Origin of the sequence: Paraburkholderia sp. SARCC-3016, from assembly GCF_031119615.1 — a bacterium.
Taxonomy (GTDB): Bacteria; Pseudomonadota; Gammaproteobacteria; order Burkholderiales; family Burkholderiaceae; genus Paraburkholderia.
This window is the reverse complement of sequence record NZ_JAVHZD010000001.1, coordinates 465,835-492,735: the sequence shown is the minus strand read 5'-3', so window position 1 is coordinate 492,735 and position 26,901 is coordinate 465,835. Positions and strand designations below refer to the sequence as shown.

Genomic DNA, 26,901 nt, shown 5'->3' with positions numbered 1-26,901 from the left:
CAGACTCCTGTCACAGTGATGGGACCCGACGACTGTATCCGCTGGTCTCCGGCTTGAATTGGAAAAAACGGACAGATCCCACATCGTTCGCGCGACGGCGAACGCCGTCTACAATGTGCCCATGCACATTGAAGCCATTCATCGCGGACAAGCAAGGTCCAATACCCTGGTCCCGTCGATTGTCGATGCAATGTTCGCCGACGAATGCCTCATGGACGGGCTGAGAGTGGCGATTCCGCGCCCAGAGGTGCATGTCGTGGTCAGATTCGGACCTTCGGCAAGCAGAGGACTGGACATTCACGTGCTCGGGGCGCGCCAACGCGTAACCCGAAAGGTCATTCGCAAAGGACAGTGGACCATCCTGGCCCGTCTCCAGTTGGGCAAGGCGAGTGCGGTGCTCGGAGTGCCGCCCTCCACATTCAACGGACGCGTGGTGCCGGTGGAGGAAGTGTGGAGCGCCGCCGAAACGCAAAACCTGTACGACGATCTCGCGACGGCGAAGAAGGCCACCGATGCAGCGATGATTCTGGAGCGAGCCATTGCGGCCCGGGTGTCGCCCGACGACCTGACGTCGGGTCGCTCCTTGCTAGCAGGCGAAGCCGCAAAGAAATTGCTCAACGCGAGCGTGAGCGAAGTTGCCTCTGACCTGAGAATAAGCGAACGGCATCTGCGCCGCGTGTTTCTCGAAACGGTTGGTATGAGCCCAAAGACGTTTGCGCGACTGATGCGATTCTCGCGCGCGACGGACCTCGCGCGCGAAAGCAGTCATGCAAGCTGGGCGAGCATAGCCGTCGCGGCCGGTTACTACGACCAGGCGCATCTCATCGAAGATTTTCACGTCTTCGCGGGAGCAACACCCGAAGCGTTCCGTCGCGAACTCGGCAACGTGGGCATGCTTAAGTACAAAGACAGAGCGGCGCAGCTGTAATCGATGCCCGTCGAGATCCGGCCGGGCTCCTTTAGCCGGTACGAATCAACAATAGGACCTCAGCGCGTGGCAATCGCTGTCGAACTCTGCCGTTTTGGGTCGCGGTCACGGTGTGTTCAAGCTGCGCCGACAGTCGCCCATCACGTAACCTGCATTTCACAACCGATGCCATGTGCGCAATACTCTCGCATGACCGATTAGCCATTTCTGCGCGCGTGCCGCTCATGGCATGGCCGAAGTCGCCAAGTCTGCCGCAGGGGCGAACGGCCATGATTCCTTTCCACATCGCCTCATAGGTCACTTGCACGAGCCGTTTAGCCAGAGGCGACACCTCTGCCACAAGACAGGTCTTGCTGGCATCAGCGATGTAGCCATTCTTCTCTAGCGTAACGTCGAAATTGACGATGTCCCCGCTTTGCGCGGTCCTAATTGGGTTTAAACCCGTCGTTCAACGTTTTGACAAACGCGATGATGTCACGCATCTCACCTTCCGTCATTGCGGGCTTATCCCCAAATTTCCGGTCAAACGGCGCATCGACCACATCCACATTCGCCTGGAACTGCGGCGGAATATCGTTGTACTTCACCACCTTCCCCGACGCATCACGCGGATAGATCCTGTCCGGATTCGTGTTCCGGAAATTATAGAAATCCATCACCTGCTCGAGCGTGCGATAGACGCCATTGTGAAAGTACACCGGCCGGTTAGCGGAATTGCGCAGGGTCGGCGTCAGGAACATTCCGCAGTACTGCGTCTGATTCGCGAGGTCACGGCGGAACGGCCCGCAGACGCCCAGATCGTAAAACTTCGGATCCTTGTTGGCCGCAATTTCCGGATTGCGCGGCGCGCCCAGCGCCTCGTATTGCGTATCCGTAAACAACGGCGGCAAGCCGTCCTTGCTCGGCTGGCTCAGGTGACATCCCGCGCAGTTCGCCTTGTTCGGATCGTTGAAAAGCCGCATGCCGTGTAACTCGGCCTGCGTCAGGCGCGCCTTGCCTTCGAGCCAGTAGTCGTACTTGCTGCTGAATTCATGGAACGACTGATCTTCGAACTCGTAGCGGCTCACCGCCGACATCGCCTCCGCCACCAGCAGACCCGTTGTATTGAGCACGTTGACGCCGAAAAACGCCTTGAAGGCATCGGCATACTTCGCCGCCGCCAGCTTGTGCGCCACCTCGGCTTCGCTGGTATTGGCCATCTCCACCGGATTGAGCAGCGGACCCAAGGCCTGCTCCTGCAAAGTATCGACGCGGCCGTCCCAGAACAGTCCGCCCTGCGGCACCATCGCCGGCGCCGCGGGAGCCGCGCCCGCCGTCTTCACCGCTCGCGTCGTGCCCGCGGCCTGCGCGGCAAGCGCGCTCAGGTCCGGCGGAATATCGGTTTCTGCCGCTTCAGGCCCGATGCTGAATCCTTGTTGCCGATACAGATAGGCCAGCGACGGCGGCGACCGGTAGCCCGCGAGCGTCATATGCGCACCGCCGAACTGCACAGGAAATGCATTTGGCGGTCCGTATGAATTCTGCGCGCTGTGGCATGACGCGCACGACTGCTTTCCCGACGCCGACAGCGACGGATCGTTGAATATCTGTTTGCCAAGCTGCGCGAGCCCGCTCAAAGGCTCCGCCAGCGGCCGCCTGAGCACGATCGGATGAGGATTCGCACCGGTCAGGTCCTCGACCAGCAATCCCACCGGTTCCGGCATCCGCTGCGGATAGACAAGCGCATAGGCGCTCACGGCAAACGCGGCAAGCATGCTAACCGCGAGACTCCATAAAACGGTGCGACGTGCGGTCCGGCGAACGGCATCGGGTGCGCGGGCGCCGCCGGCGGAAGGAGCCGCCGGCGAAACGGTATGCAATGGCTGGTTCATGTGATCAGAAAAACAAGGGCGCAACAGCACAAAACAGATGGTCGAGCCGACGGAGAGCCTGGCTCGACGCACAAGACGCAGACGTCTTCATCGCCGGCCGGCGCGCGCTACGCTCGCGCACCGGACCCGGGACAAATGAAGCAGGCTTCTTCTTTAGTTCGTAGGAGCCGCCGCCAGCCTGGTGCCCATGTTCGGATCGAGGAACAGGGTGCGCGGCGTGGTCACGTTTTGCGTGAAGTCGAACATGCCCATGATGCTGCCGTCGTTCGCATCGTTGGAACCCTGGCCGATGCGTTGACCGCCGAGCCAGTTATCCTCGATGAACTTCACCACCGACGACTGGTTGATCTGCACGTCGTCGACGTAGTTGGCCTTTGCATACGGCGAGATCACGAGGAACGGAATGCGCGTGCCGGGGCCGCAACGGCCCTGCACTGCCGCGCCGTTCACGCCCACGCCTTGTACCGACGTGCCCGCCACGTTGCAGGTGCCCGGGCCATTCAACGAATCCGAGGACGAGAACGAAGCTGTCTTCGGCGGTTGGTAACGATGGTCGTACCAGCCGTCCGAGTCGTCGTACGTGATGATCACGGCCGTGTTCTTCCAGTCCGGCTGCTGCTGCAGGAAGTTGACCACCTTTACGATGAACGCCTGTTCGTCGATCGGATCCGAGTTGCCCGGGTGACCGTCGCCGATTGCCGGTGCCTTCAGGTAGCTGACCGACGGATAGTTGCCCGCCGAAACCGCTGCAAAGAAGTCGTCGGTATCGTAGTTGTGGTTAGCCGGATCAACCGTCTTGCCATCCGCTTCGAGCGTATTGCCGATCGCCGCGAGCGAGCTCGGGCGTGCGTGCGTCGGGTTCGCCGTGGACGCGTAGTACTGGAAGAAGATGTGGTGCGGAACGTAGTCCGGCACATTGCCGCCGAGCACGCTCGAGAAGGTCGTGCGGGTGCAGCCCGTCGAACCGTTGGCGTTGATGGTCTGCAGGTTGAAGCCGCCCATGAAGCCGCCCCACGTGATGTTCCTCGCGTTCAGCAGATCGCCGATGTTCTTCGACGTCATGTGCATCGTGCTTTTTGTCGACGAGCAGGTATCGCCGGCCGGATCCGTATCGCCGGTCAGGCTGAGGCCGCCCTGGCCGTCATTCACCGTCGACGCGCTGCCGATCACCGGCACCACACCGTTGTTCTGGCCGGAGACGACGGCAATAGCGCCCGGCGTCGACGGGCCGAACGTGTCGGTATAGGCGTTCTGGCTCATGGCGAAGTTCTGCGCATAGTTCCAGAGTGCCGTCACCGTGTTGCCGTCGAAGTAACCCATCACCTGAGCTTTCGTGCCGAACTGGCCGGCGGCCCCGGTCGTCGCCTTGCCGGTGTTGGCGGGGAAAGCGTCCATCGCGCCGTTGTCATAGGCGTTTTGTTCCGGACCATACGAGTGGCTCTGGTCGGCAGTGTTGGCCTGAGCGCGGTCAAGACGGAACGGGTTCAGCAGCGACGGCGAAATCGTCACGGCAGGCACGGCAGCCTGCGTGCCCGACGCCGGAATGGCCGGCGTGACCACGATCGCCAGGTTCTGCGTGTTGATCGTGTTCGGGTTGGCTGTCAGCAGCGAAGGCGTGGCGCCGAGCAGGTTATTCACCTTTGGCGTATTCGGCAGCGGCGTAAACACCGGCGTTTCGCCCGGAGGGTTCGCGGCGTTCGGGTACGTGCCGAAGTAGTGGTCGAATGACCGGTTTTCGCCAAAGATCACGACTACGTGCTTGATCGGCGTAGCGGTTGGAAGTGCGTCCTGAACAGATACGGACGCGGCCGCGGGCGGCGTTGATGCAGCAGGGGCGCTACTATCGTCGCTTCCGCAGGCGGCCAGCGCAAATAGCGTCACCGCCAGCGATATGGGTAACAAGGCGTTTCTCAACATGCTCGGGGGGCTCCAGATTCGCGGTATAGCGCTTTCGGTACGTGTGGAGAACGCAGGTGCGCCAGGCGGTGCGTTCTGCGTATCTGCGGTTTGAAGCCACCGAATTGAAACATCGGAATATAAATAAATAGAGGCTATTAGCTTTCTAAATACCTTCTTTCATATTCGCTCTAATTACTTTCCGACTGCTTTCAAAGCGCGCTATACCAATGTCACCCCCTCAGGAATCGATCTGGATTCCGATGTATCCGGGTAGTCGGTAGCCGATTGTTTGCGGAATCCGCGGCAATCGGTACAGGCCGTTGAAAATCGATGCTCAGGTACCCGAACAGGGCGCCTCGCAACAAGAGCATATCCACTCCCTCATTGCGAACGCCGCCCCTCGACCAGTCGTCACTTCGCCTGCTGCCCCGCCGCTTCCAGAATCAGATTAGCCACTTCCTGCGGGTGCGAAATCAGCGATACGTGTGACGAAGGAATCTCGATCGTGTGTGCCTTCATCCGATTCGCCATAAATCGTTCGAGATCGGGGTTGATCGTGCGGTCTTCGGTTGAGACGGCATACCATGTCGGTTTGTCGTGCCACGCCGCGACGGTCGTTTTGGCCATGGTGATGGCCTTGCCGATGGGCTGCTGCACCGCGTAGTACTTTTCGGCCTCCGCAGTCGGCAGGTCGCCTGCGAAGTCCTTGACGAATGCATTTTCGGAAAGCTTGCCATAGCCGTCCGCGGACCATTGCAGTCCCGCGGATGCTGGAGCAGCCGGGAACTTGCGCGTCAGCGCAGGATAGTCTTCGCCGGCTTCGGGCGCGCGTGCTGCGATATAGACGAGGCCCGTGACCTTCGGATCGTCGCCTGCCTGACTGATAACCATGCCCCCATACGAGTGGGCAACCAGCAGCGTCGGCCCGTCTTGCTGAGCGAGCGCGCGCTTGACCGCATCGACGTCCGCGTCCAGCGATGTCGTCGGGTTCTGAACCGAGGTCACATGGAATCCCTTTGCCTGCAACAGGGGAATGACCTTTTCCCAACTGGACCCGTCGGCAAACAGGCCGTGCACGAGCACGATATTGTGAACGGGGGTGGCGGGTGCATTCGTCTCGGCCAGCGCCGGGTGAGCTGCGAACGTCAAAGAGAGCGCGGTGAGAGTAGCGCCGATTATGCTGCGTTTCATGCCGGTTTCCTTTCGTTGATGTTGCTGCGGTGGTGTTGAAACATCGTGAGGAAAGTGTACGGGCGCGGTTCGAACCAGGCGGTTACCCAGTTATTACAAAAAAATGACGAAGCGCAGGGCCGGTGCCTTGCAATGCCACGTCGCGCCTGGTGTCACGACCGCCGGACATTGGAGCGCCCGCTCCGCTTCTGAATCGGGCCGATCGCCACATCACTGCGAGTCGCGCGTTTCGAATCCGCCTTCGCGTGGCCGATGAATCCGTTGCGTCATGGCGTGGACCGCTACCATCGCCGCGGCAACGCCCGACGTCGCGCCGACACCGAGAGCCCAGCGCGGCCCCAGATGGTCGGCTACCCAGCCCACGAGCGGCGCTCCGATCGGCGTACCGCCGAGCGCGATGGCGACGCGCAAAGCCATCACGCGCCCCCGCATGGAAGGCTCGGTCGTGAGCTGCATCAGGCTGTTGGTGGCGTTGGTGAAGGTCAAGGCGGCCACACCAATGACGACTAGCGCGCCAGCGAATAACCAGTAGCCTGGGGCGATAGCGGCCAGCGTGCAGCCGATTCCGAAGATCGCGGCGCCGATCGGCAAGGACATGAACCGTGGCCGATCGCGGCCGGCGGCAAGCAGTGCCCCTGAAATGGTACCGACGGCCATGATCGACGACAGGAGGCCGTAACCACGTGCATCAGCGTGAAAAACACTGACCGCCATGGTCGAGATGAAGATCGGGAAATTCAATCCGAACGTGCCGATCAGGAACAGCATGACGAGGATCGCCTTGAGGTCCGGTCGGGACCACACATAGCGCAATCCCCCAGTGAGACTCCCCTTGGTCCGGTGTGCCCGTGCATTCGCATGCAGAGCGGACACGCGTAGCAGAAACAGGGATGCCAGCACCGCTAGAAAACTGGCGCCGTTCAGCAGAAACGCCCAGCCTGTGCCAATCGAAGCGATGACCAGACCGGCCACCGCCGGCCCGATCATCCGTGCCGCGTTGAACGAAGTCGAGTTGAGCGCGACCGCGTTCGGCAGATCCGCATCGCCGACAAGTTCGGCCACGAATGTCTGACGCACGGGGGCATCGAACGCCGAGGCGCAGCCCGACAGAAACGCGAATACATAGACGTGCCAGAGCTCGACGATGCCAGTCACCGTGAGAAGACCGAGCATCAAGGCCAGAACGCCCAGTACGGCCTGGGTGGCCATCAGCAATTTGCGCTGGTTGTAGTGATCGGCGGCGAAGCCTGTCCAGGGCAGCAGCAGAAGCTGTGGCCCGAACTGGAGCGCCATGACTGTGCCCACGGCCGCCGCATTGTGATGGGTGAGTTGGGTCAGCACGAGCCAGTCCTGCGCTGTGCGTTGCATCCAGGTGCCCACGTTCGAAACCAGCGCGCCGGCCGCCCAGACGCGGTAGTTGACGTTTCTCAGCGAACGGAAGACGCCGGCTGCCGGAACACTCACGAACGGTTCGGCGTATTGCCGCCGTGGAAGCGGCCGAAATGTCGCGCCGTGTACAAGCCGAGTGCCAGCGAGCCGAGCCCGAGCGCGAGGGCATCACGCGTGTCTCTCGGGTCGAAATTGCCGACGCGGCAAACGAGCAGATAGCCGAAGACCAGATTGAGAAAACCCCAGAGCACGTTCACGGTCGATGACGACAGCCCTTGCCCCGGCGGTTTCGCGAATGGACTTTGGAACGGTCTTCCCATCAGGCCGCTCACGTAGTGCGGTATGGCGTTCGCGAAAAAGGCACCGCCACAGAACCACGACACAAAATGAAGCCATTCCATTCCTAGACGCTCCTCGCTGCCAGCAGATCGATGATGTCCTGGGCCGTACCGGTTTCGCCGAGCTTCGGGAAGACGTTCTGGATGCTGTATTCGTGAGCCTCGGGACGCGCCTCAGTCATGGCGTCGAGGGCTAACGTGACGTTGAAGCCATGCTCGTACGCCTGGCGTGCGGTCGACTCGACGCCCGTTCCGGTGGCGACGCCGGCGACGACGACCTGGGTCACGCCGATTGACTTCAGCCGGTTTTCGAGGTCGGTGCTGGCGAACGCGCCCCAGGTTCGCTTCGTCACGACGATGTCGCCGGGCTGCTGATCAAGCGCGGGGATGAAATCTGTCCACCCGGCCGGATACGGTTCGCTGCGGCGCTGCCGCTCGGTGCGGCCAGGCGCTACCCCGGCAACGTTGACGAGGACGACCGGCAGGCCGCGTTCGCGAAACGCGTCGAGCAGCGCGCGCGAACGATTCACGATCTCGTCAATGGGATGGATGAAGGAAAAGCCGACGATGCCCTTTTGCAAGTCAACGATGATGAGGGCGGTGTTCGGATCGAGCGTGGTCAGGGCCATGTTATTTCCTGAAATGGACGGGGAATGGCTTAGAAGTTGGCGAGCCGCTGTAGCAGTCTGACCGCGGCCATGAGTTCGCCTTGTTCCCGCGGAGACAGTTGCGCCTGGAGGGCGCGGACCAGCCAGTCTTCCTTGGCAGCCCGGCTCGCCTTGAGCTGTTTCCGGAAACGCGGGGTCAGGCTTATTAGCGTTTGCCGGCCATCGGCCGGGTCGGGCTCGCCCCTCACGGCCCCCATCGCCTCCAGACCGGCGACCGTGATGCGCATGGATTGCGGACGCACGCTCTCTGCCCGGGCGAGAGCGGAGACCGTGGCGGCCCCATCGCGGTCCAGACGCAGGAGAACCGACTTCTGGGCAGAGGTGAAGTCGCCCGGATGTGCCTGCTCGCGCAGCCGGCGAATCAGTTTGCCCAGCGAAATGCGCAGCTCGCCGGCCAGAGCGGCTAACTCGGGAGTCTCGGACGTGTTCGATTGTTTCGTCATAAGGCGACGATAGCATATATACAGTCTATCTGTACATATTGACTGTATATATACCCGTCTGAATTTGAGCGGAAAGCGCGTACTGCTTCGCATCTGTCCCGCGTGCGGCGACCTCGCATTGCCCGAAAACTCCCAGTCACCGGGCGTACAATCCTCTGACCGATCGGATGCTCCTCCATTTTCGAGGGAGTCGCACATGGCGGCTGGCGATACGCGCCCCGAGAACCGCCACTGCCAGGCCCGGCGATGTCGCGGCCGTCAGCGGAGAACAAGCCACATGCCCGCTCATATAACGCCCAATCAACTCGTTCAGTTGATCATCCCAGGAATTACGGCAGTCTTTTCGCTCGGCTTTGCCTGTGCGTGGATCTACGATAGGCGGCTGCGCTATCTGCGCTTTCTCGCCGCTTCATTTGTTGCGTTCGCCCTCGGCTCGGCAGTGCAGATCTGCCACCTGCCCGATGAATGGAGATTGAACGCGCTGATATCGGCAGCGTTTTATGTGTCAAGCGTTCAACTGTTGGCGGAGGGTGTGCTGCGCAGGGCTGGGCTTCGCTGGCGGCTAGCGACGCATGCGGCGATGTTCGCGCTCGTGCTGGGCGGCATGTATTACTTCTCCTTTGTGACGTCGAACCTGCTCGTGCGCGTCTACATCCTGAATCTCAGCGCCGGGGTGTTGATGATGTTGACCGCGCTCCGTTTCAGGAAACACTGCAATGGACGCACCGTTAACCGCGTTCTTCTCTGGGTGCTGCTGATCTTCGGCGCCAGTTTTTTCATCAGGACGCCGCTCACTACAATCCACCCGCTGCCTCATAGCACTGCGCCGTTCGCGCAGACCCTCTTCTGGGTCATGCTGCAGTTGTCGCTCGCCCTGATGGGCGCTGTGTTGGGGCTTGTGCTGCTGGCGGCCGCGATGTCGGACGTGATCGACCGGCTGACGGTCGAACGCGATCTCGACTCGCTCACGGAAACATTAAACCGGCGTGCGTTCGAACGCCTGGCAGGCCGCCGCGTCGCGGACAAGCGAAGCTATCCGCTCGCGCTGATCGCTTTCGACATCGACAACTTCAAATCCATCAACGACCGTTACGGGCATGCGGCCGGCGACGCAGTGCTGCGCCAGTTCGCCGCCATCCTGCGCGCCGCAGTGCGCGAGAAGGACGTGGTGGCGCGCATCGGCGGCGAGGAGTTTGTGCTTCTGTTACCGATCGCTGACGACAAATTGGCGTATCAGATCGCCGAGCGCTTACGCACCGTGCTGGCGTCTTCCCGCTTCGATCAAATCGATACCACGCTGTGCGTCACGACGAGTGCCGGGATTGCCCGGTATCGGCCTGGCGAGGCGGTCGGGGAGTTGCTGGCTCGGGCCGATCACCTGCTCTATGCGGCGAAGCGTGCGGGAAGGAACCGGGTGATCACGGAGCCGTCAGGTCAGACGTGGGATGCCCCCGAGCTTGACATCGTGTGATCGCCCGAACGCGGGCAAGCACTGGAGCCGCGTTGATCACATGAGATGTAATTGGCGCAATGACCGACCACCGCTGCTCTTCCGCTGTAGCGCCTCCATTCCGGTAGCGCTCATCTCCCGGGAGATAGCATGCCCAGTTCCCTTTCCCGCGATCGTGATGGATCGCCACTGGAACGTTCCGATGACCAACGAGGCGACGCCGCGCTTCTTCGACCGATTCATCGACATGGCCTCGCGCGGCCGTTCAACGCGGTCCGGGGATGAGCAGCAGCTTGCCGTGCGCGCGCCCGGCCATGCTCAGTTCGACCGCTTCGCGCCAGTCGTCCCACGTGAACGTGCGCGCGACCGGAATGGCGAACTGCCCGATGGCGGCCAGCCGCGCGTAGTGTCCGAGTACGTCGTAGCGATGCACCGCGCCCTTCTCGCGCCCTGTCGTGCGAACGCCGAGGCCGCCCTCGTCGAAATCGCTGACGCTCATCACCCGGAGAGGGTCGCCGCCCACGATCCGTATGAGGTCGGGCAGTACGCCTTCGACACGCGCGGTGTGCAAGGCGAAATCAGTCGCGCCTTGCGCGATCTCGCGAACACGTTCGACCATCCCTTCGCCATACGGTGTCACTTTCGCGCCCAGCGCACGCAAGCGACTTGCGAACATTTCGCCGGCACTGGCGATCACATGGGCCCCGCGCAGCAGGGCGATCTGGACAGCGGCAAACCCGGTCATCGTCCCGCCGCCGTTGATCATGATGGTTTGCCCTTTCGATAGACCAAGCAGGTCGATGCTGCGCGTGGCCGTTTCGACGGCCATGGGGAGACACGCCGCGTGCTCGAGGCTCAACCCGTGCGGCACGGCGAACCATACTTTCAGGACGGCGAATTCCGCCGCTCCGGCGCTCGGATAGCCAAGATAGTCGGGAACGCCAAACACGCGATCGCCGATCGCGACGTCTGTGACGCCCTCCCCGATCGCATCGACCGTTCCCGCCACGTCGAAGCCGATGCCGCGCGGCGGCGGCAGCGGAAAGAAACCCTCGCATACCGCCCAGTCGGCCGGATTAAAAGCGCACGCATGAACCCGGACACGCACCTGCCCCGCACGCGGTGCGGGGAGAGGAACATCGGCCAGATGCAGCACATCGGCCGGCGCACCATAGCGCTGAACCCAAAGGGCTTTCATCGTTGATGGATCGGAACCCGACATTGCAATTCTCCGTGACGGTTGGCAACAGATGCGAGACGCGCGGTTGCCTCTGCCACGCTTGCGGCGGACGGAGAACAACGATAGCGTATCGTCATATGCTGACGATACGCGCAAAGTCAGTTTGTGACAATACGATTGGTGAATCATGCCCAGAGATCCCGAGAAAGTGCGGCGCCGTCTTCAGGAGGCGGCGCTCAAGCTCTATCAAACCCGTGGTTACGACGACACGACGGCGGCCGACATTGCGGCTGAGGCCGGTGTCACGCAGCGCACTTTCTTTCGTCATTTCCCCGATAAGCGGGAAGTGCTGTTCGGCGGGGAAGACGAGTTCATCTCGACACTGACGAGCGCGGTGGCGAGCGTTCCGTCGGGCGTCGGACCGCTGGAAGCCCTGGTTCGCGCGTTTCCGTCGGTCGAGCCACTCTTCATCCAGAACCGCTCGTTTACCGAGCCGCGTCGACACATCATCGCGGCCCACCCCGCCTTGCAGGAGCGGGCACAGACGAAGTCCCGCGCCGTCATGTCGGCGCTTGTCGAGGCATTCCGGCAGCGCGGCGTGCCCGACCGTGCCGCCGGCCTGGCGGCACAAGTCGGCATGGCGGCGCTGGGTCAGGCGGTGGCCGCCTGGTTTGAAAGCGGATCGACGGATCTCGGCGTCCACGTCGAACACGCGTTCCAGGAATTGAGCGATCTCGTGACGTTCGCTCGGAGACCGGGTGACGAGACAGGGGCGCGGTAGTCCTCACACCCGGACTGCCGTTTTTGGCTCCGAAGTTGTTATAAGGCATTGCTGATTTACCGCCGGACGAAAAACGTCCGCGCGCCGTACATCTTCTGCTTGGTCATACCAGGCTTGAAAGCACGGTCCGATAGCTCGCCTCGAAGTTGACGACGCGCTCGAGATGGCTGCACAGGTCGAGTCGGGGCGCGTCGGGGGACTGCGCCGGGTTGTAGTCGGCCATGAGCAGCCAGTCGAGGTCGTCGTCCAGTGTGGCTAACGGAGACCTCGTCCGCCCTCGCTGAATGGCCGTTGTTCGGTAAGCTAATTGGCGCCCGCACTGCCTCAAACCGCCAGGAGCGGACCTTCATCTGTTCAGGCAAGAGCGGGGTAGTCGAGATAGCCTTCGGGCCCCTGCGTGAACCACAACACCCCCTTATCGGCCGCCAACGGAGCGCCTGTGGTGAAACGCTGCGGCAAATCCGGATTTGCGATGAACGGTCGGCCGAAGGCGATGGCGTCCGCCTCGTCGCTGGAGACAGCCGCCGCCGCGCGATCCGGACCGTAATCGGAATTCAAGATGATCACGCCTGCGAACGCCTTCCTGATGGCGGGCGCGAAGGGCGGCCGATCGGATGCGCCGAAAGTCCCGTTCATCGGCGGTTCTCGTAGTTCCAGATGCGCGACACCGAGCGCCGATAGCGTCCGCGCTGCGGCGACGAACACGGGCTCCGGATCGCTGTCGCGCACACCCTGGTCCGTGCCGTTGGGCGTGAGCCTCACCCCGGTGCGGCCAGCACCGGCAATCTCGATCACCGCCTGCGTAACTTGCATCAGCAGCCGGACGCGATTTTCGATGCTGCCGCCGTACGCATCGTCGCGGAAGTTGGTCCCGTCGCGCAAGAACTCGTCGATCAGATATCCGTTGGCGGCATGCACCTGCACGCCATCGAACCCCGCGCGCAGTGCATTTCGCGTCGCGCGGCGAAAATCGTCGAGGAGCGCAGGCACTTCGTCCGCGCGCATGGGTCTGCCCGCGACGTACGGCTGCTTGCCGTTATAGGTGTGCGCGTGTCCCGGCGCGGTCGTGCCCGACGCTGATAACGGCTGCACGCCGCCATTGAAGCTGGGATGCACGGTGCGCCCCATGTGCCAGAGCTGCGCGATGATGCGCCCGTCGGCCGCGTGTACCGCGTCGGTGACGCGCAGCCAGCCCGCCACCTGTTCGTCGGACCAGAGGCCGGTCGCGAAGGGCCATCCCAAGCCCTGCTGCGAGATGCCGATCGCCTCGCTGATGATGAGTCCGGCGCTCGCGCGCTGGGCGTAATACTGCGCCATGATCGATGTCGGCACGTGATCCCGCGTACCTCGCGCGCGCGTCATCGGCGCCATGAAGATGCGGTTCGGCGCTTCGATATCGCCCAGCCGGATCGGGTCGAAAAGCGTAGTCATCTCTATCTCCGTTGGCTGTGGCGTTACACGAGGCGCGCGCCGCCATCGACGTTGAGCGTCGCTCCGTTCATGAAGCCGTTGGTCATCAGGAACACTACGCCTGCGCCGGCTTCGCTGGCGGTGCCGAGACGATGCAGCGGCAGCGTCTTCTCCATGTTTGCGACGACCGCATCGCGCGCGTCGCCGAGCGCTTTGCGCAGGATCGGCGTGTCGATCGGACCGGGCGACAGTGTGTTGACGCGCACCGGCGCCATTTCGAGCGCCAGGCCGCGCGCGAACGCTTCCATGGCTGCCGATGCCGCCGCGAGCACCGCGGTGCCGTAGGCGTTCGGACGGTCGGCGAGACTGCCCGAGATGAACGTGATCGAGCCATCGGTGCTCAAGCGGTCGCCCAGAGCACGAATGACATGCACGGCCGCCCAGATGCGTTCCTCGAACGCGTCCCGCAGATGTGCGACGTCCGCCTCGCGCACCGTCCCCGCGACGAAGGTGCCGGCCAGCAAGACCAGGTGATCGACCTTCGGAATGTCGCTTACCGCCTGCTGCAGCGCGTGCGCGTCGGTCACGTCAGCTGCGCGCCATCCGGCGAAGCCATGTTGCGCGGCGACGCGTTGAGTCGTATCCGCCGATCGACCCACGACGATGACTGCGGCGCCCGCGCGCTTCGCCTGAAGAGCCGCATCGAGCCCGATGCCCGACGTTCCGCCAAAAATGAGTGCGGTCTTGCCTGCCAATGCGCCGTTGGCGTCTTCCGTGGCCTGTGCGGCCTGCACTTTCGTATTCGCGTTCATGTCCTTCTCCTGTTTGACTTCGCCGATGTGGCGTCGATGGAAGAAGGTTAATTCGCGAAACTTGACTTGATAATCAGGCCGTTGTTCGCTTTAATGATGCCATCATGGAACAAATTGTCGTCGAAAGACTGACTGGGCTGATTGCTTTCGCGCGTGCCGCATCGCTTGGCAGCTATACGGCTGCCGCGCGTTCGCTGTCCGTTTCGCCATCGGCTATCAGCAAGAGCATCCAGCGGCTGGAGAAGCATTTCGGACTCAGGCTGTTCAGCCGGACCACGCGCTCGCTGACGCTGACGCCGGAGGGACGCGATCTTCTGGAGCGCACGCAACGCTTATTGCGCGAGGCGGAAGCTATCGAGCAAGGCGTCGCCGCCGCGCGCGCGGAGCCGGCCGGAACGCTCAAGGTGACGGCGCCGCTGCCCGTCGGCGTGAACATCCTTGCGCCCGCGTTGCCCGCTTTTCGCCGGCAGCACCCGAAAGTGACCGTCGATGTGCGCCTGAGCGATCGATACGTCGATCTGATCGAGGAGGGCGTGGATGTCGCCATTCGCGTCGGCGATCCTAGCGACACCCGGATGATCGCGCGCCGTCTTGCGCCGCATCGGATTTGCGCGTTCGCGTCGCCGGAATATCTGCTTGAGCGGGGCGTGCCGCAGCATCCGAACGATCTCTTGCAACACGATTGCGTGAACTTCAGATATCAGTCGACGGGCCAGGAGGCTGCGTGGCCATTCGACGTGGGAGGCAAGCTCGTCGAGTTCACGCCCGCGTCGAGCTTAATTATCGATGTCAGCGACGCGATTGCCGCGACGTTGGCGGCCGGCGCCGGTATCGGGATTTCGACAACGTATATCGCGGCGCCATTCGTTCGACGGCACGAACTTGTCCCTGTGCTCCATGAGTTCGCCTACGACAGATTCCATCTGCATGCCGTGTGGCCCGAGAGCCGGCGAAGTAATCCGGCGGTGAGAGCGTTTGTCGGATTTTTGCAGGACATCTTTCCGTCTCCTGCGCCTTGGGACGTACTGGTGCAGGCTCACGCTTCCTAGCGCTTGTCGTCGAAGAATACGCGGTCATCGGTTGGATATGCGGTCCGTCACACGCTCGTCCTTCGTCGCATGGAATCTTTGCGCCTTCTCCGAGCTGCCGAAAATTCTCCATCGCAAAGTCGATGAACACACGCGTCTTCGCGGGCTAGAGCCGCCGCGAAGCGTAGTAAAGGGGAATCATGCCTGCGTCTGAATGCGGTTCGGGCAGCAAACGTACGAGCTTATCGCCGGCCAGATCCAGCAGTACGTCGCCGCCTGCCCCCTCGGTGCAAGGCAACACCGTCAGGGACAGCGATGACGGAAATTTCCCGAACTTCGTTCCAACGCTTCATGCCGCCGTGGGCCTCGATCGCCTTGTTGATAAGGCATTGCATCAGCTCGGTCTCCGATCAGAGTTACGCGAAGGCCGCGCGGTTTCGCTCGACGAACTCGGGCACCGACTCCGGCTTGTGGCCGGTGATCCGCTCCACGATGTCGTTGGTCCCGGCCATATCGCCGCGCGCGTGCTGCTGGACGATCCCCTTGAGGTGCTCCGCGCCCCAGGCGAAATCGCCCCCGAACACGATCTGGACCCACTCTTCCGGCGACACCTGCTCGTAGCGAACCTCCTTGCCGAGGGTCTTGGAAACGGCATCGGCGATCTGCGGAGGGGTCAGCTCGACGGGTCCGAGCAGCGGATACGTCTTGCCGATGTGCTCGGCCGGATCGGCCAGAAGCGCCGCGATGACCTCCGCCTGGTCGCGCGCGGAGATCGGCGCGAACTTGCCGTTGGGACCGAACGGCACGGTGTATTCGCCGTCCCGGATTTTGTGCCGGAAGTAGAGCAACCATTCGTTGAAGGCGGTTGGCCGCAGATGCGTGACCGGCACCCCGCAGCGATCGAAGACCCGCTCCGCCAGCCAATGCTGGATTGCGGAATTGGCGATGGCGTCCTCGCGACAGGTTCGCTGCGAAATGTTGACGATATATTCGACCTTGGCGTCGAGGGCGGCCTGCGCGAAATCGACCGTCGCCTGCACGATGCCGGGTGCGACCGGATAGCAGAAATAGGCGCGCTGGATGCCCTCGAACACGGGCTGAATCGCCCGGAAGTCGAGAATGTCAGCCACGACCACTTCCGCACCGAGCGCCTTCAGCTTCTCCGAGCGTTCGTCTTCCTTGCGAACGAGCGCGCGAACGTGAAAGCCCCGTTCCACGAGGAGCTGCGTTGCAATGCTGCCGGTCGATCCAGCGGCACCCGAGATGAGAATATTGGGCTTCATAGCTAGGTCCTTCAGTAGTGTTGCAGTCGGATCAGCGACCCGCGGCAGCGGGTCGGGTCTTGCACGGTGCAAGAGATCGAAAGGGCGATTAGTCAGGTATGGCCGAGCACAGCGGCGGCGATCACCAGCGTCGCGCCGACGCCGACGACGAAGGCGAGCGTCCGCACGACAGGCAGGCCAGCGGCGTAGACGACGTAATGAACGACCCGCGCACCGAGGTAGGTTTGTGCCGCCAGCACCGTCATCGGCGTGCTCACCCCAATCAGCGCGAGGATGATCACGAGCGGGGCGAACACGGCGAAGTTTTCGACCGCATTGGCGTGTGCGCGTCGCGCCCGCTGAGCCCACGCCGGATCGGCCGATGCGCTCGGGTCGGCGGGATCGCCCAGCGTGCGGCCGGCCCCACGGGTCAGGATGCGCGCGCCCATGTAGGGCACCCACATCAGAGCTGTCAGAACGGCCGTGAGCGCCAGATAGTAGAGTTCCGGGGCGAGCTTCATAGCCAAACCCCCCGAGCTACTTGCCCTGGAGGAGCATGCCGAGGGGCTTCAGCGGCCCGATCGGCAGGAACTCGAAATCGAGGAAGCCGGCAGAGGCAAGCGGCATCGCGCTGACGGTCGCCTTCGCTTCGTCGACCGAAGCGACGTTCATGAAGAAGACGACGCCGGGCTTGTCTTCCGTGAAATAGAACTGCTCGATCTTACCTTCGAGGTAGAGATTGAGCGTGTGCGGCACTTCCTTCGGCATGATCTGCTTGCGAACTTCATCCGTGATCGGCTTTACGCCCTTTCCAAGCGCTAGAACTTTCATGGGTAATCCCCTTTTGCAATGATGTGGCTGAGTGAGGACCCAAGTGTGAACCCACTGCCTCGTAAAACGAACAGTCGTAAACGTCAACTTTGATACCGTTCGCGCCACATCGAAGCGAGCGATTTTTGTCTTCCTGTGGGCGACCCGATATAGTCGCAAAGAAGACATCTAGGTTCGTTTACGTCATGCGTATATTCTTGCTGGCCCTCGACGGCGTATTTGACACGGGTCTGACCGTGCTTCTTGACGCGCTCGGGCTTGCCCATAAATTCGCCGCCCAGCAAATGGGCGGGTCGCTGACGTTCGACGTTACGATCGTGGGCATGCGCAAGAAGGTCCGGTCCGGGCAAGGACTGGCGATTCCCGTGGAAACAGTAACCTCGGATATGAAGCCGGACTGGGTCATCGTTCCAGCATTGAATACGGGGACACCTGATCTGCTAGTCCCCGCGCTCCAACGGCGGGATGTGAAGGAGGCTATGGCGCAGCTAGTGAAATGGCATGATGGAGGAGCGCAGATTTCGGCATCCTGTATCGGCACGTTCCTTCTGGCCGAGGCTGGGCTGCTCGACGGTGGGGAGGCGACCACGACCTGGTGGCTCAGTCCGTTGTTCAGGCAGCGGTACCGAACGATCCGGCTCGACGAGACTCGGATGCTTGTACCCTCGGGCAAGATCGTTACTGCCGGAGCCGCTATGGGTCATCTGGATCTAGCGCTTTGGCTGGTGCGCAAGGCGAGCCCGGAGCTAGCGGCGGTCGTGTCACGCTATCTGCTCGCCGACTTTCGTTCGTCGCAGGCGCCCTACATCATCCCAAATCATCTGGCACAAGCAGATCCCGTCATCCAGCGCTTCGAACGGTGGGCGCGGGACAATCTCAAGGAAGGCTTCTCGCTAGCAAACGCAGCTCGCGCACTTGCTACGAGTCCTCGGACATTGCAACGTCGCTGCCAGGCCGTGCTCGGGAAATCACCGCTCTCCTACTTCCAAGACCTGCGCGTGGAACGCGCAAGATCGCTCGTTCACGGCAGCAACCTTGACCTTGATGCAATCGCAGCGGAGGTGGGCTACGTCGATGGGGCGACATTGGGAACCCTCTTGCGTGACCGCTTGGGAAGAGGGGTGCGCGAGTTGCGCGCTGACTTGCGCTGAAAGCCCCTGAACGGTGCACGGCTAAACGGGCCATGTAGTGCACGAATAACGGCAACGGCGGAGCAAGCAAATGTTCTTCATCCGCAATCGAAGGACCGCAGACTTCGGACCAAGCGTCGTCTGAATCTTCAGACGACGCTTTGGACGGGTGACCGTTCCTGGCCGTTTGCGTGATGTCGCGAACGGCCGTTGCGAGGCGGTCCAGCTCGCACCCCCTCCGATTCGACTGACTGACCGCTTTGAAGGTGGTCGTCTGACCGGAGTGGGTCGCACTCAGCCACTCGCTGCGCCTGTATTCAAACTAGACTTCATGCACAGCGCGTGAGATCGTACCGGCCATAAGCGCCGCTCACCGTATATTCGAAGCGGCCGCACATCCACCGAAAGCGGCCTTCCAGACGTTCAAACAATCAGGCGTTGATCAGATCGCGTCAACCGACGCACCGAAGACGCAAACGTCAGATACCTTGTCCGCCTGAAACTTCGATTCTCTGTGCGGTGACCCAACGATTGTCCGCGCCGAGTAGACTGGCGATCATCGGGCCGATGTCATCCGCAACGCCGACGCGCCCCATCGCCGTCATTTCCGCGAAGAATTGGTTGAACTTGGGCGTATCGCGCACAGCCCCCCCGAAGAAGTCGGTCTCGATAGCGCCCGGCGCAACGACGTTGACTGCAATCTTGCGGCTCCCCAGTTCCTTTGCCATATAGACCGTCAGAACTTCGACTGCCCCCTTGGCCGCCGCATACGCCGACCACCCCGGTGCGGACACGCGAGTGAGTCCGGAAGACAGGTTAACGATCCGTCCGCCGTCTTCGATAAGCGGCAGCAAAGCCTGCGTCAAAAAGAAGACACCCTTGAAGTGGACATTGACGAGCTTGTCGAACTGGACTTCCGTCGTGTCCGCGATCGCCGCGAACTCGCCATGTCCCGCGTTGTTCACGAGGTGATCGAATGCCGACCGCCGCCAGTTCGCCCGCAATGCATCGCGCAAACGGTCGGCGAAATCGGGGAAGGTGGATACGCGACCTGTGTCGAGTTGCAGCGCAATCGCCTTGCGGCCAAGTGCCTCGATCTCGGCAACGACTTCGCCGGCGGCGTTCTGATTGCCGAGGTAGGTCAGCACGACGTCGCCGCCTTTGCGCGCAATGTTCAGCGCGGTGTTTCGGCCAAGGCCACGGCTCGCGCCGGTCACGACAGAAATGGTGTTCATTTTCAGGCTCCAATCGTGGTGAAAGTGACGCCATTGTGTCGACGGCTGTTCTCGTCGAGTAGTTCGTTGCCGGATGTTTGATTGGCAACCGCCGGTTGCCAATCAGCGTCGGCTCTCGTTTAGCTTCGCCATTTTTCTTAACGTCGCCGCCGGCACGTGGAACTCGCTCGCGACACCCAACCGATCGATTGCGAAGTCGATGAAACGGCGCACGCGGCGCGGCATGTTGGATCGTTGCGCGTAGAACATGTAGAGGCCCATGCGTTCGCTCGTCGATCCGACAAGCAGCGGTACCAGCTGTCCCGCACGTAACGGTGCAGCCGCGTTGATGCTATCGATTTGCCCGATGCCCATCCCCGTCAACACTGCGTGCATCTCCGCCTCCGGGTCACTGCAGCAAACGACCGGCGACATCGTTTTGAACACGGTCTCGCCTTTCACCTCGAACTCCCATGGCATTGGTTGCCCAGTGCCGGGTTGGCGATAGCCCACGCAACGATGCTTCGCGAGATCATCGATGCGAACAGGCGCATTGCACCTTGAGAGATAGTCGGGCGACGCGCACACGACGAGCTGAATGGGAAACAACCGACGCGACACGACCTGCAAGACGGGTGCATTGCCTGCCTTGAAACCGACATCGATGCGCTCAGCGACGGCGTCGGTCAGGCGATCTTCAAGCAGCAGGTCGAAGGTGATCGCCGGATAGAGCGCGCTGAATTCGGCGAGGACCGGCATCAGTACCTTTCGGCCCACCGCGCCTCCCGCGCTGATGCGAATGAGCCCCTCGTCTTCGTACGCCGCACAGCGCACGCGGCTCATCGCGGCGCGCACGCCCTCCATGCTGTCGCGCACCGATTCCAGCAGCCGCGCCCCGTCATCGGTCAATGCGCTCTTGCGCGTCGTGCGGTGAAAGAGCCGCACGCCGAGATGTTCCTCGAGCTGGCGAATTGCCTTGCTGACTGCCTGCGGTGTGCTGCCCTGCGCGTGCGCGGCCCGGTTGAAACTGCCCAATTCGGCAGCGCGGATAAAGGTAGAAATCGCTCGAAGTTCGTCCACGGCGGCTCTCTGATAGTCTGAGCCCTAAGCTTAACAAGCGTGCACGCGGTCGGTCACTCTGCTCTTTGAAGGATGTGGCCAAGGCGGAGACAGCCAGACGCATCCCGATTGCCTGGCGGCCCGAGATCGGGCGCCCTTCCCGCGAGAATTGCTGAGCGAGCTCTTCCGCTGCCCGTTCCCGAGCCAACGTAACAGGTAGCGTGTTGAGCATTGCCGATGTTTATCTGGCGCCCATCATGACCTACGTGGCGCTTACGCCGCATCGCGATGAAATCCTGGCTCTGAAAGGCGTCGGCGAATGGTGGGAACGCGTCACCGCCCTTGAAAGCTTCCGGACTACCGCTCCTTGATCATAGGACTGCAACAGCTTGACGAAGAGGCTCCACTATTGCCGATCGCATCCGGCAATCCATGCTGTCGCATGAGGCACTGACCGGCCAGGTTTGGCCGGTCGGCCCTCTCGCAAAACCGTCGTTCGCACGGCCCGTTCACTGCTGGTGCACTGGCCGTTTGACTGACTCCCTTCTATCGGGCCGAGGAGCAGCAACAGATTCATCCAGCCGCTTCGATTCCGGACCCGTCATGCTCTTCAATCGAGATATCCTGCTTGCAACGGTGCTGCAAGCGTCTCAGCAGGCGGGCGTCCCACTCAAGTCGAGAGTGATCGTGGGCCGGACTCAACGAGGCGCGATCCCTGCAGCGGCATGAATGCTCGATCTCGAAGCGACGATAGACAGGACAGCCGAAACGGTCAGACTGCCGCCGACGCACATCATTGCGACGACCAGTGCCCTGGCCAGGGTCAACGAATCTGCTGAAGTCCCTGCCACGCTGAAGAAGACGCCGCCGATGACCGCGACACCCAGTGCTGCACTGATTTGCAACGCCGAGTTGGTGATCCCCGCGATCATCCCGGAACCGGTCGCCGGTGCGCGATTGATGACCGAACGGACCACCGTAGGCAGCGCCCAGCCCTGACCGAATCCCAGAAGTGCTACCGCCCCGACCAAGGGAAACTGAGCCGGCATCTGTCCGGGCGCGCCGGCCACGAGGGCGGCGAGGAGTGTGCAGCCGGCAACCTCCAGCATCATGCCGATGGCGGGGACGCGGTCGGCGAAGAGGCGGATGGCCAGTGGCGTCGTCAGCGGCCCGATGAAGGCGCCAACTCCGAACGGTAGGAAAACCAGCCCTGTCCTGAATGGGCTCATGCCGAGGCCCGCCTGGAGGTAGACGGAGAACGTCAGGAAGAAAGCAGAGACGACGTAGAAGAAAAGGACGCCTGTCAGCCCGCTCATCAGGCCAGGCCTCCGGATCAGTTCCACGCTGATCAGAGGCACGCCGCCTCGGCGGGAGTAGGCCATCTCATATCGGCAGAAGCCTATGGCAGCGACAGGGCACGCGATGAGCATTGCGCAAGCCCACCACGGCCAATCCAGTTCCCGCCCTTCGACCAGAGGGACGATGAGCAAGCCCAGCGTGAGCGCGCAGAGTAGCACCCCGATCCGGTCTACAGGTGCCGGGCTGTCGCCGCGGACGTCGGGTAGCAACGGTAGCCCGAAGATCAGGACGGCGGCGACGACCGGCAAATTGATGAGAAAGACGACGCGCCACGCCAGATGAAGGATGTCCGCGGAGATCAGCGCACCCCCGAGCGCCTGCGCTGCTACGGCAGCCAGTCCCACCGCGGCGCCGTAGAGGCCCAAAGCGCGCGCGCGCTCCTTCTCCGGGAACAGGGCGTGAACGGAGGCCAGCCCTTGCGGCGCCATGGCGGCGGCACTCAGGCCTTGCAGCACACGCCCGAAGATCAGTATGGCCGGTGACGATGCGAGCCCGCACATCAACGATGTCAGTCCGAAGCCCGTTACGCCGATCAGAAAAATTCTTCGCCGGCCAAAGAGATCGCCTAAGCGTCCTCCTGTGATAAGGAAGACCGCGTAAGCCGCGGCGTATCCGGAAATGACGAGTTGCAGCTCTGCAGCGCTCGTGTGGAGCGTGCTTTGGATGGACGGCAGGGCGACGTTCACGATGAAAAAGTCCAGCGGAGGCAGAAATGCTCCCACCAGCAACACCGCGAACGCCGACCATCGACGCGTGGAGGAGGTTGTCATATGCATAAGTCTCGGCGGCCGCAGACCGCGTTAGGCCGGACGGCCGAAGCGTTCCGTTCCTGTGATGGGGTGCCAGTTCTGGAGCGGCGTGGCGTAGTGCATGGTGAAGGTGCGCTCCAGGAATGCCCAGCGGCCTTCGCGGCGCTGATAGACGTCGCGGTATTGGCCGCTCACTTGCAGCGTGCCCTGATTGACATCGTAAAAAAGACAGTTCGCCGCCACCAGGCCGTGGCCGTTGTCACCGTCCACCGTGATCAGAGCGTTCGCCATCCAATGATGCATGTGGGGCATGCGCTTCATGTTGATGCGTGCTTGCGCCAGGATGGCCTCCAGGCCCTCGGAGTTGCCGTTCGCGCCCAGGAGCAGTCGCGATTCGGGATGCCAGAGAGTGGCCAGCAGCTCGATGTTCATGGTGTCGAACGCCTCGGCGTAGTTAGCGATCAGCGCATCGATGGCGAAGCGGCTTTCGATGGCGTCAAGGCGTGCTTCGAGTTCTTTGGACATAGGTTTTTCCGTATCAATTGGTACACAAATAGATAAAAAAATGCGGGGCTCGTGTGATGACCCCGCTGCCCCGCATTTAAATACCGATTGATACAAATATAAGATGATGTACGAGGCCGTGTCAACGGTACTCTTGAATGACCCGCTGCCATGCGCGGGAGGCTATAGGTCGAGACTTGCTCAAACATTTTGTATCGATTAGTATTTATATGATTTGCTAACGGAGATGATCATGGTTCAGCGGGGGCGGCCACGCACGTTCGACCGCGATGCGGCAGTCATTTCGGCGATGCACCTGTTCTGGGAACATGGTTACGAATCGACGTCTTTGTCGCAGTTGAAGGCGGCGATCGGCGGGGGTATCTCCGCGCCCAGCTTCTATGCGGCCTTTGAGTCCAAGGAGGCGCTGTACAAGGAGGCGCTGGAGCGATACATGGAGATTTATGGCAAGGTGACCCGCAGTCTCCATGACACGTCGCTTCCGCCACGGGAGGCCGTGTTCCTGGCGCTGCTCCGGTCGGCACGGATGCAGACTGAGAGTGGCCACCCAAAGGGCTGTATGGTCGCGCTGGGCGTGGTCGGGGCCAGCTCCATCGGCAGTGAAGCCGTCACCCAGTTGCTTCGTGAGGTGCGCAGTCGCACGCGCGCCGGCTTCCGCGCCTGCGTAGCGCGCGGCATCCAGAGCGGGGAGCTGCGCAGCAGCACGGACCCGGCAGCGCTGTCCATCGCGTTCGACTGCTTTTTCCAGGGGCTGTCCGTGCTCGCCCGCGATCATGTCCGGCATGCCGTCATCGAGAAGGCCGTGAATGACGCGATGGGGATCTGGGACGCCGCAGTGGACCAGCCAATGCCTAAGGGGGTCCGCAAAACGCGGGACGGACTCTCATTGCCTGAGGGCACCTGAGCCGCGAACGATCGACGCGATTTTCGTCCACGCGTCCGGTCCAGGCATCGCGTGATAAGCGCCGGTTGTTCAGAAACGGTTGCACGGGAGCGTCAACTGGATCAAGCGGTGAATTAGTTCGAGAGGCTCATTCCGGCACTGCAATATCACCATTAACGAACTTTTCTCCGCAAGCGCGAGCATATTGCATGGCGGTCTCGGTATCGGCGCAGACTGGCATGTCGGCGCACCCCTCGAACGGATAGATGAGACGGCCATCGCGTAGCCGCACAATCCTTAATGCCGGAACGATGCCGTATGAGGTCCGCCGGAACGAAATCGTAACGTCGTATCGCCCGCCTCCTGCCTGACTGGTCGCCATCTGTCATTCCTCGTGCCAGCGACGCGCGGTGCGCGTGTACCGATAGCCGCGGGCGCCGGTAGTTTCCCTGCATGCGACTAACCAGGTGAAGCCTTGTGCGATGGCGCCGCTGTGCGGGACATACTGCACGGGATTTAACCGTGGCGTTCAGATGCACACGGCGGTGTAGAAGCCTTCGGAATAGCCTCAACGGCGATCAAAGCGCGAGAATAGGCGCGAATAGATCAGTAGATAATTCGGATCCCTGATACAGGTGCCGGTCGGCCCGCGGGCATCGACGCCCCTGAGCAAGAGCCGACTATACACCGGATGCCAGATCCCGGACAGGTTTGTTCTTGTCGGTGACCGTTTTAATCGTGCGGATCGCGCGGCGGTGATACGGTCCCGCCGCGTCGGCGCGTTCGGTGATCCTTGACGCGTGCACGAGACGGATCGACGGCGGCGCCGTTGCGTTCACCTCTTGCCGGTCTGCCTGCATAGCGTCTGGATGTCTGCCGACCTCGTGGCGGCACTCGCAAAATAGTCGAACAGGTTGAGAGGCGCTCGGCGATGCCCGGGCCTTCTCGACATCAACGCATTCTCGGCGCTCCATCCCACGCCTCGTGAGCACGCCATAGTTGCGCCCCCAGCCGCACGAGACCGTCCCAGTCGTCTGCGCTCATCGTGGAGCGCTCGCGGGCAAGGAACGCAGCGAGCCAGTGCAGAGAATCCGATGAGGCGGGTTGGCTTGCCCCATCTTCGACCGTCGTATGAAACAGCTCCAGAATCGCTTCCGCGCTGATGTAGGGCTTGTTCATCATGAAGTCCTCGGGAAATTCTGCGCAGCCATGCGGGTGCGCTTCGACTTACTCTATCGAGCCAAAGCTCGAATGCTCAATGTGGCGTCACTGGCGGCGGCATTTCATTCCGTCCGCTTTATCGATCAGTCGCTGGTCAGAGTCATCAGAACGTCTGAATACCACGTACTGTTGAGGCCCAGTGTCTCGTCGACGTGCACATCCCGGGCGCCCATATCAATGGTAGATGAATGGACGCCCAGAAGCAGCCACGGCAGAGCGGCGCCGGTTGTCTCCTGCCCGGTCGTTACATGGCTCATGACGACCGGCGCGCCGCTCGTGCCCCGGTGCGTTCGCGCATCGGTAACGAAGCATCCTTTACCCTGGAAGCGCAGGCCGAACGCCGACGCCATGACGCCATGCCGCACAACAGGCAGGTGATGCAGCGAATCGTGAAACCCAAGCGGAAATCCGACGATCAGCACCGATGCGCCAATCGGCACGACGGTCCCCGGTCTGGGCAGGTGGTCGGGACTGAACGAGCTGAACACCGCGTCCGCCGGCAACCGATCCCTGCGGATCTCGAGCACCGCCACGTCAATCGCGCCCGCGTCGTCTGTACCTTGCCGCCAAAGGCCGACACCTTCGGCATATAGCGGGATGGAGAACCATGTCGATGCGCCGAGATTGTCGCGGTCGACGTGAAGCTCAATCTCCAGTCGATCCGGAAAGTGCCGGCTTGGTTCGTCGCAGACGACATGGCGGCTCGTCACCAGAAAGAGCCGGCCGTCACGATCGAAAAAGAAGCTACTCGCATTCGTGAGATGCTCCGTGTGCGCGAAGGTCCGGACGCGCGCCCCAGTGAGAAGCAGCGCATCCGCGGCGGGCGTGGATAGCGCCGTGCGTGCGTCTGATGAAGATGGCGGGGAATCCTTCTGATCGCGTACGAACTGGCCGATCAGATGAAGCAGAGCGTCGCGTTGCGGCGCCGAATGCCCTGACGACAGGAACGTTGCAACCGGAATCGTGGATGACCGGCCGCCCGATGCGGCGGTCGGGACATGGTGAACGACGGGAAGTTCGTCAGGGCCGAGACCCAGAAGCCACCGGTCGCCGTTCGGACTGGCGTATAGCTCCACCAAAGCCGGTTTCATCTTCAGTCTCCTGTTGCGATCAACGTCTCGCTAACCGGTGACGATGATCTATGGTGGCCCAATCCCTCCGGAGCCAGCGCGGACTCTGCGGAAAAAACAGGCTCGGTGACAGCGGAGGGCCTTCTTCCGGCCGGTCGCTCGCGACCAATCCGACGGCGACCTGGACCTCCGCACCACGCGAACCCTTGC

At 62.0% G+C, this 26,901-nt stretch carries 27 protein-coding genes and 2 pseudogenes; 7 read left to right on the top strand and 22 right to left on the bottom strand.

Annotation, left to right across the window (positions count from 1 at the left end; translation table 11 throughout):
* The first annotated feature begins 58 nt into the window (after positions 1-58).
* A complete protein-coding gene (locus QYH69_RS02290; RefSeq protein ID WP_308830284.1) occupies positions 59-928 on the top strand; it encodes a helix-turn-helix domain-containing protein in 870 nt (289 codons plus the stop codon).
* 31 nt (positions 929-959) lie between these two features.
* Here QYH69_RS02290 and QYH69_RS02285 read toward each other — a convergent pair.
* The 8 genes and pseudogenes from QYH69_RS02285 to QYH69_RS02250 all read right to left on the bottom strand — a co-directional run.
* Positions 960-1,346 (bottom strand): annotated as a pseudogene (locus QYH69_RS02285) (M24 family metallopeptidase); the annotation flags it as partial.
* Between the two features lie 7 nt (positions 1,347-1,353).
* Positions 1,354-2,799 carry a cytochrome c peroxidase gene (locus QYH69_RS02280; protein WP_308830283.1) on the bottom strand — a complete coding sequence of 482 codons (1,446 nt, stop codon included), beginning with the start codon at positions 2,797-2,799 and terminating at the stop codon, positions 1,354-1,356.
* Positions 2,800-2,952: 153 nt separating this feature from the next.
* On the bottom strand, positions 2,953-4,716 hold the full coding sequence (locus QYH69_RS02275; RefSeq protein ID WP_308830282.1) for an alkaline phosphatase family protein: 1,764 nt from the start codon (positions 4,714-4,716) through the stop codon (positions 2,953-2,955).
* 393 nt (positions 4,717-5,109) lie between these two features.
* Positions 5,110-5,889 carry an alpha/beta hydrolase gene (locus QYH69_RS02270; protein WP_308830281.1) on the bottom strand — a complete coding sequence of 260 codons (780 nt, stop codon included), beginning with the start codon at positions 5,887-5,889 and terminating at the stop codon, positions 5,110-5,112.
* 210 nt (positions 5,890-6,099) lie between these two features.
* Positions 6,100-7,353, bottom strand: a complete 1,254-nt coding sequence (locus QYH69_RS02265) for an MFS transporter (RefSeq protein ID WP_308830280.1) — start codon at positions 7,351-7,353, stop codon at positions 6,100-6,102.
* Complete coding sequence (locus tag QYH69_RS02260; protein ID WP_308830279.1) at positions 7,350-7,679, bottom strand: hypothetical protein; 330 nt, start codon at positions 7,677-7,679, stop codon at positions 7,350-7,352. The genes QYH69_RS02265 and QYH69_RS02260 overlap by 4 nt, the downstream gene beginning before the upstream one ends.
* Before the next feature lie 2 nt (positions 7,680-7,681).
* Positions 7,682-8,245, bottom strand: a complete 564-nt coding sequence (locus QYH69_RS02255; protein WP_308830278.1) for an isochorismatase family protein — start codon at positions 8,243-8,245, stop codon at positions 7,682-7,684.
* A 29-nt stretch (positions 8,246-8,274) separates the two neighbouring features.
* Positions 8,275-8,727: a MarR family transcriptional regulator gene (locus QYH69_RS02250; protein ID WP_308830277.1), complete on the bottom strand. Its 453-nt coding sequence runs from the start codon at positions 8,725-8,727 to the stop codon at positions 8,275-8,277.
* A gap of 277 nt (positions 8,728-9,004) precedes the next feature.
* On the opposite strand from QYH69_RS02250, the gene QYH69_RS02245 reads away from it, so the two are divergent.
* Positions 9,005-10,198, top strand: a complete 1,194-nt coding sequence (locus QYH69_RS02245) for a GGDEF domain-containing protein (protein ID WP_308830276.1) — start codon at positions 9,005-9,007, stop codon at positions 10,196-10,198.
* 244 nt (positions 10,199-10,442) lie between these two features.
* Here the strand turns inward: QYH69_RS02245 and QYH69_RS02235 are convergent, their stop codons facing one another.
* Positions 10,443-11,399, bottom strand: a complete 957-nt coding sequence (locus QYH69_RS02235; protein WP_308830275.1) for an NADP-dependent oxidoreductase — start codon at positions 11,397-11,399, stop codon at positions 10,443-10,445.
* Positions 11,400-11,544: 145 nt separating this feature from the next.
* Between QYH69_RS02235 and QYH69_RS02230 the strand changes: the two genes are divergently transcribed.
* A complete protein-coding gene (locus QYH69_RS02230) occupies positions 11,545-12,138 on the top strand; it encodes a TetR/AcrR family transcriptional regulator (RefSeq protein ID WP_308830274.1) in 594 nt (197 codons plus the stop codon).
* A gap of 354 nt (positions 12,139-12,492) precedes the next feature.
* Here QYH69_RS02230 and QYH69_RS02225 read toward each other — a convergent pair whose 3' ends face one another.
* Both QYH69_RS02225 and QYH69_RS02220 read right to left on the bottom strand, forming a co-directional pair.
* Positions 12,493-13,569, bottom strand: coding sequence for an alkene reductase (locus QYH69_RS02225; RefSeq protein ID WP_308830273.1), 1,077 nt, complete (start codon positions 13,567-13,569; stop codon positions 12,493-12,495).
* Between the two features lie 23 nt (positions 13,570-13,592).
* On the bottom strand, positions 13,593-14,360 hold the full coding sequence (locus QYH69_RS02220; protein WP_308830272.1) for an SDR family oxidoreductase: 768 nt from the start codon (positions 14,358-14,360) through the stop codon (positions 13,593-13,595).
* A 104-nt stretch (positions 14,361-14,464) separates the two neighbouring features.
* On the opposite strand from QYH69_RS02220, the gene QYH69_RS02215 reads away from it, so the two are divergent.
* Positions 14,465-15,409 carry a LysR family transcriptional regulator gene (locus tag QYH69_RS02215; protein ID WP_308830271.1) on the top strand — a complete coding sequence of 315 codons (945 nt, stop codon included), beginning with the start codon at positions 14,465-14,467 and terminating at the stop codon, positions 15,407-15,409.
* A gap of 395 nt (positions 15,410-15,804) precedes the next feature.
* Here QYH69_RS02215 and QYH69_RS02210 read toward each other — a convergent pair whose 3' ends face one another.
* The 3 genes from QYH69_RS02210 to QYH69_RS02200 all read right to left on the bottom strand — a co-directional run bounded on the left by QYH69_RS02210 (position 15,805) and on the right by QYH69_RS02200 (position 17,481).
* Positions 15,805-16,671, bottom strand: a complete 867-nt coding sequence (locus tag QYH69_RS02210) for an NmrA family NAD(P)-binding protein (protein WP_308830270.1) — start codon at positions 16,669-16,671, stop codon at positions 15,805-15,807.
* A gap of 92 nt (positions 16,672-16,763) precedes the next feature.
* On the bottom strand, positions 16,764-17,171 hold the full coding sequence (locus QYH69_RS02205) for an MAPEG family protein (RefSeq protein ID WP_308830269.1): 408 nt from the start codon (positions 17,169-17,171) through the stop codon (positions 16,764-16,766).
* Between the two features lie 16 nt (positions 17,172-17,187).
* Positions 17,188-17,481: a hypothetical protein gene (locus QYH69_RS02200; protein ID WP_308830268.1), complete on the bottom strand. Its 294-nt coding sequence runs from the start codon at positions 17,479-17,481 to the stop codon at positions 17,188-17,190.
* Positions 17,482-17,666: 185 nt separating this feature from the next.
* Here QYH69_RS02200 and QYH69_RS02195 point away from each other — a divergent pair, with 185 nt between their 5' ends.
* Entirely contained in the window at positions 17,667-18,632 is a 966-nt protein-coding gene (locus QYH69_RS02195) for a helix-turn-helix domain-containing protein (RefSeq protein ID WP_308830267.1), read from the top strand.
* A gap of 458 nt (positions 18,633-19,090) precedes the next feature.
* Here QYH69_RS02195 and QYH69_RS02190 read toward each other — a convergent pair whose 3' ends face one another.
* The 3 genes and pseudogenes from QYH69_RS02190 to QYH69_RS02180 all read right to left on the bottom strand — a co-directional run.
* Entirely contained in the window at positions 19,091-19,846 is a 756-nt protein-coding gene (locus QYH69_RS02190) for an SDR family oxidoreductase (RefSeq protein ID WP_308830342.1), read from the bottom strand.
* 102 nt (positions 19,847-19,948) lie between these two features.
* On the bottom strand, positions 19,949-20,680 hold the full coding sequence (locus tag QYH69_RS02185) for a substrate binding domain-containing protein (RefSeq protein ID WP_308830341.1): 732 nt from the start codon (positions 20,678-20,680) through the stop codon (positions 19,949-19,951).
* A gap of 51 nt (positions 20,681-20,731) precedes the next feature.
* Positions 20,732-20,905, bottom strand: a pseudogene (locus tag QYH69_RS02180) (LysR family transcriptional regulator); the annotation flags it as partial.
* Between the two features lie 203 nt (positions 20,906-21,108).
* On the opposite strand from QYH69_RS02180, the gene QYH69_RS02175 reads away from it, so the two are divergent.
* Complete coding sequence (locus QYH69_RS02175; RefSeq protein WP_308830266.1) at positions 21,109-21,255, top strand: hypothetical protein; 147 nt, start codon at positions 21,109-21,111, stop codon at positions 21,253-21,255.
* Positions 21,256-21,582: 327 nt separating this feature from the next.
* On the opposite strand, the gene QYH69_RS02170 is transcribed toward QYH69_RS02175, so the two are convergent.
* Positions 21,583-23,013, bottom strand: a complete 1,431-nt coding sequence (locus QYH69_RS02170) for an MFS transporter (RefSeq protein ID WP_308830265.1) — start codon at positions 23,011-23,013, stop codon at positions 21,583-21,585.
* Between the two features lie 30 nt (positions 23,014-23,043).
* The gene (locus tag QYH69_RS02165; RefSeq protein WP_308830264.1) at positions 23,044-23,517 is read right to left on the bottom strand and encodes a nuclear transport factor 2 family protein; all 474 of its coding nucleotides are present in this window, start codon (positions 23,515-23,517) and stop codon (positions 23,044-23,046) included.
* Between the two features lie 226 nt (positions 23,518-23,743).
* Between QYH69_RS02165 and QYH69_RS02160 the strand changes: the two genes are divergently transcribed.
* On the top strand, positions 23,744-24,421 hold the full coding sequence (locus tag QYH69_RS02160) for a TetR/AcrR family transcriptional regulator (protein ID WP_308830263.1): 678 nt from the start codon (positions 23,744-23,746) through the stop codon (positions 24,419-24,421).
* A 127-nt stretch (positions 24,422-24,548) separates the two neighbouring features.
* Here QYH69_RS02160 and QYH69_RS02155 read toward each other — a convergent pair whose 3' ends face one another.
* From QYH69_RS02155 to QYH69_RS02145, 3 genes are all read right to left on the bottom strand, one after another.
* A complete protein-coding gene (locus QYH69_RS02155; RefSeq protein ID WP_075158603.1) occupies positions 24,549-24,782 on the bottom strand; it encodes a DUF6723 family protein in 234 nt (77 codons plus the stop codon).
* Positions 24,783-25,351: 569 nt separating this feature from the next.
* Positions 25,352-25,582 carry a hypothetical protein gene (locus tag QYH69_RS02150; RefSeq protein ID WP_308830262.1) on the bottom strand — a complete coding sequence of 77 codons (231 nt, stop codon included), beginning with the start codon at positions 25,580-25,582 and terminating at the stop codon, positions 25,352-25,354.
* A 122-nt stretch (positions 25,583-25,704) separates the two neighbouring features.
* Complete coding sequence (locus tag QYH69_RS02145) at positions 25,705-26,712, bottom strand: serine protease (RefSeq protein WP_308830261.1); 1,008 nt, start codon at positions 26,710-26,712, stop codon at positions 25,705-25,707.
* Positions 26,713-26,901: the final 189 nt, after the last annotated feature.

Excerpts from the sequence above, each read along its gene's own strand:
- QYH69_RS02280 (WP_308830283.1), bottom strand. The coding sequence starts at position 2,799 with ATGAACCAGCCATTGCATACCGTTTCGCCGGCGGCTCCTTCCGCCGGC.
- QYH69_RS02275 (WP_308830282.1), bottom strand. The coding sequence starts at position 4,716 with ATGTTGAGAAACGCCTTGTTACCCATATCGCTGGCGGTGACGCTATTT.
- QYH69_RS02270 (WP_308830281.1), bottom strand. The coding sequence starts at position 5,889 with ATGAAACGCAGCATAATCGGCGCTACTCTCACCGCGCTCTCTTTGACG.
- QYH69_RS02260 (WP_308830279.1), bottom strand. The coding sequence starts at position 7,679 with ATGGAATGGCTTCATTTTGTGTCGTGGTTCTGTGGCGGTGCCTTTTTC.
- QYH69_RS02255 (WP_308830278.1), bottom strand. The coding sequence starts at position 8,245 with ATGGCCCTGACCACGCTCGATCCGAACACCGCCCTCATCATCGTTGAC.
- QYH69_RS02250 (WP_308830277.1), bottom strand. The coding sequence starts at position 8,727 with ATGACGAAACAATCGAACACGTCCGAGACTCCCGAGTTAGCCGCTCTG.
- QYH69_RS02245 (WP_308830276.1), top strand. The coding sequence starts at position 9,005 with ATGCCCGCTCATATAACGCCCAATCAACTCGTTCAGTTGATCATCCCA.
- QYH69_RS02235 (WP_308830275.1), bottom strand. The coding sequence starts at position 11,399 with ATGTCGGGTTCCGATCCATCAACGATGAAAGCCCTTTGGGTTCAGCGC.
- QYH69_RS02230 (WP_308830274.1), top strand. The coding sequence starts at position 11,545 with ATGCCCAGAGATCCCGAGAAAGTGCGGCGCCGTCTTCAGGAGGCGGCG.
- QYH69_RS02225 (WP_308830273.1), bottom strand. The coding sequence starts at position 13,569 with ATGACTACGCTTTTCGACCCGATCCGGCTGGGCGATATCGAAGCGCCG.
- QYH69_RS02220 (WP_308830272.1), bottom strand. The coding sequence starts at position 14,360 with ATGAACGCGAATACGAAAGTGCAGGCCGCACAGGCCACGGAAGACGCC.
- QYH69_RS02215 (WP_308830271.1), top strand. The coding sequence starts at position 14,465 with ATGGAACAAATTGTCGTCGAAAGACTGACTGGGCTGATTGCTTTCGCG.
- QYH69_RS02210 (WP_308830270.1), bottom strand. The coding sequence starts at position 16,671 with ATGAAGCCCAATATTCTCATCTCGGGTGCCGCTGGATCGACCGGCAGC.
- QYH69_RS02205 (WP_308830269.1), bottom strand. The coding sequence starts at position 17,171 with ATGAAGCTCGCCCCGGAACTCTACTATCTGGCGCTCACGGCCGTTCTG.
- QYH69_RS02200 (WP_308830268.1), bottom strand. The coding sequence starts at position 17,481 with ATGAAAGTTCTAGCGCTTGGAAAGGGCGTAAAGCCGATCACGGATGAA.
- QYH69_RS02195 (WP_308830267.1), top strand. The coding sequence starts at position 17,667 with ATGCGTATATTCTTGCTGGCCCTCGACGGCGTATTTGACACGGGTCTG.
- QYH69_RS02190 (WP_308830342.1), bottom strand. The coding sequence starts at position 19,846 with ATGAACACCATTTCTGTCGTGACCGGCGCGAGCCGTGGCCTTGGCCGA.
- QYH69_RS02170 (WP_308830265.1), bottom strand. The coding sequence starts at position 23,013 with ATGACAACCTCCTCCACGCGTCGATGGTCGGCGTTCGCGGTGTTGCTG.
- QYH69_RS02165 (WP_308830264.1), bottom strand. The coding sequence starts at position 23,517 with ATGTCCAAAGAACTCGAAGCACGCCTTGACGCCATCGAAAGCCGCTTC.
- QYH69_RS02160 (WP_308830263.1), top strand. The coding sequence starts at position 23,744 with ATGATCATGGTTCAGCGGGGGCGGCCACGCACGTTCGACCGCGATGCG.
- QYH69_RS02155 (WP_075158603.1), bottom strand. The coding sequence starts at position 24,782 with ATGGCGACCAGTCAGGCAGGAGGCGGGCGATACGACGTTACGATTTCG.
- QYH69_RS02150 (WP_308830262.1), bottom strand. The coding sequence starts at position 25,582 with ATGATGAACAAGCCCTACATCAGCGCGGAAGCGATTCTGGAGCTGTTT.
- QYH69_RS02145 (WP_308830261.1), bottom strand. The coding sequence starts at position 26,712 with ATGAAACCGGCTTTGGTGGAGCTATACGCCAGTCCGAACGGCGACCGG.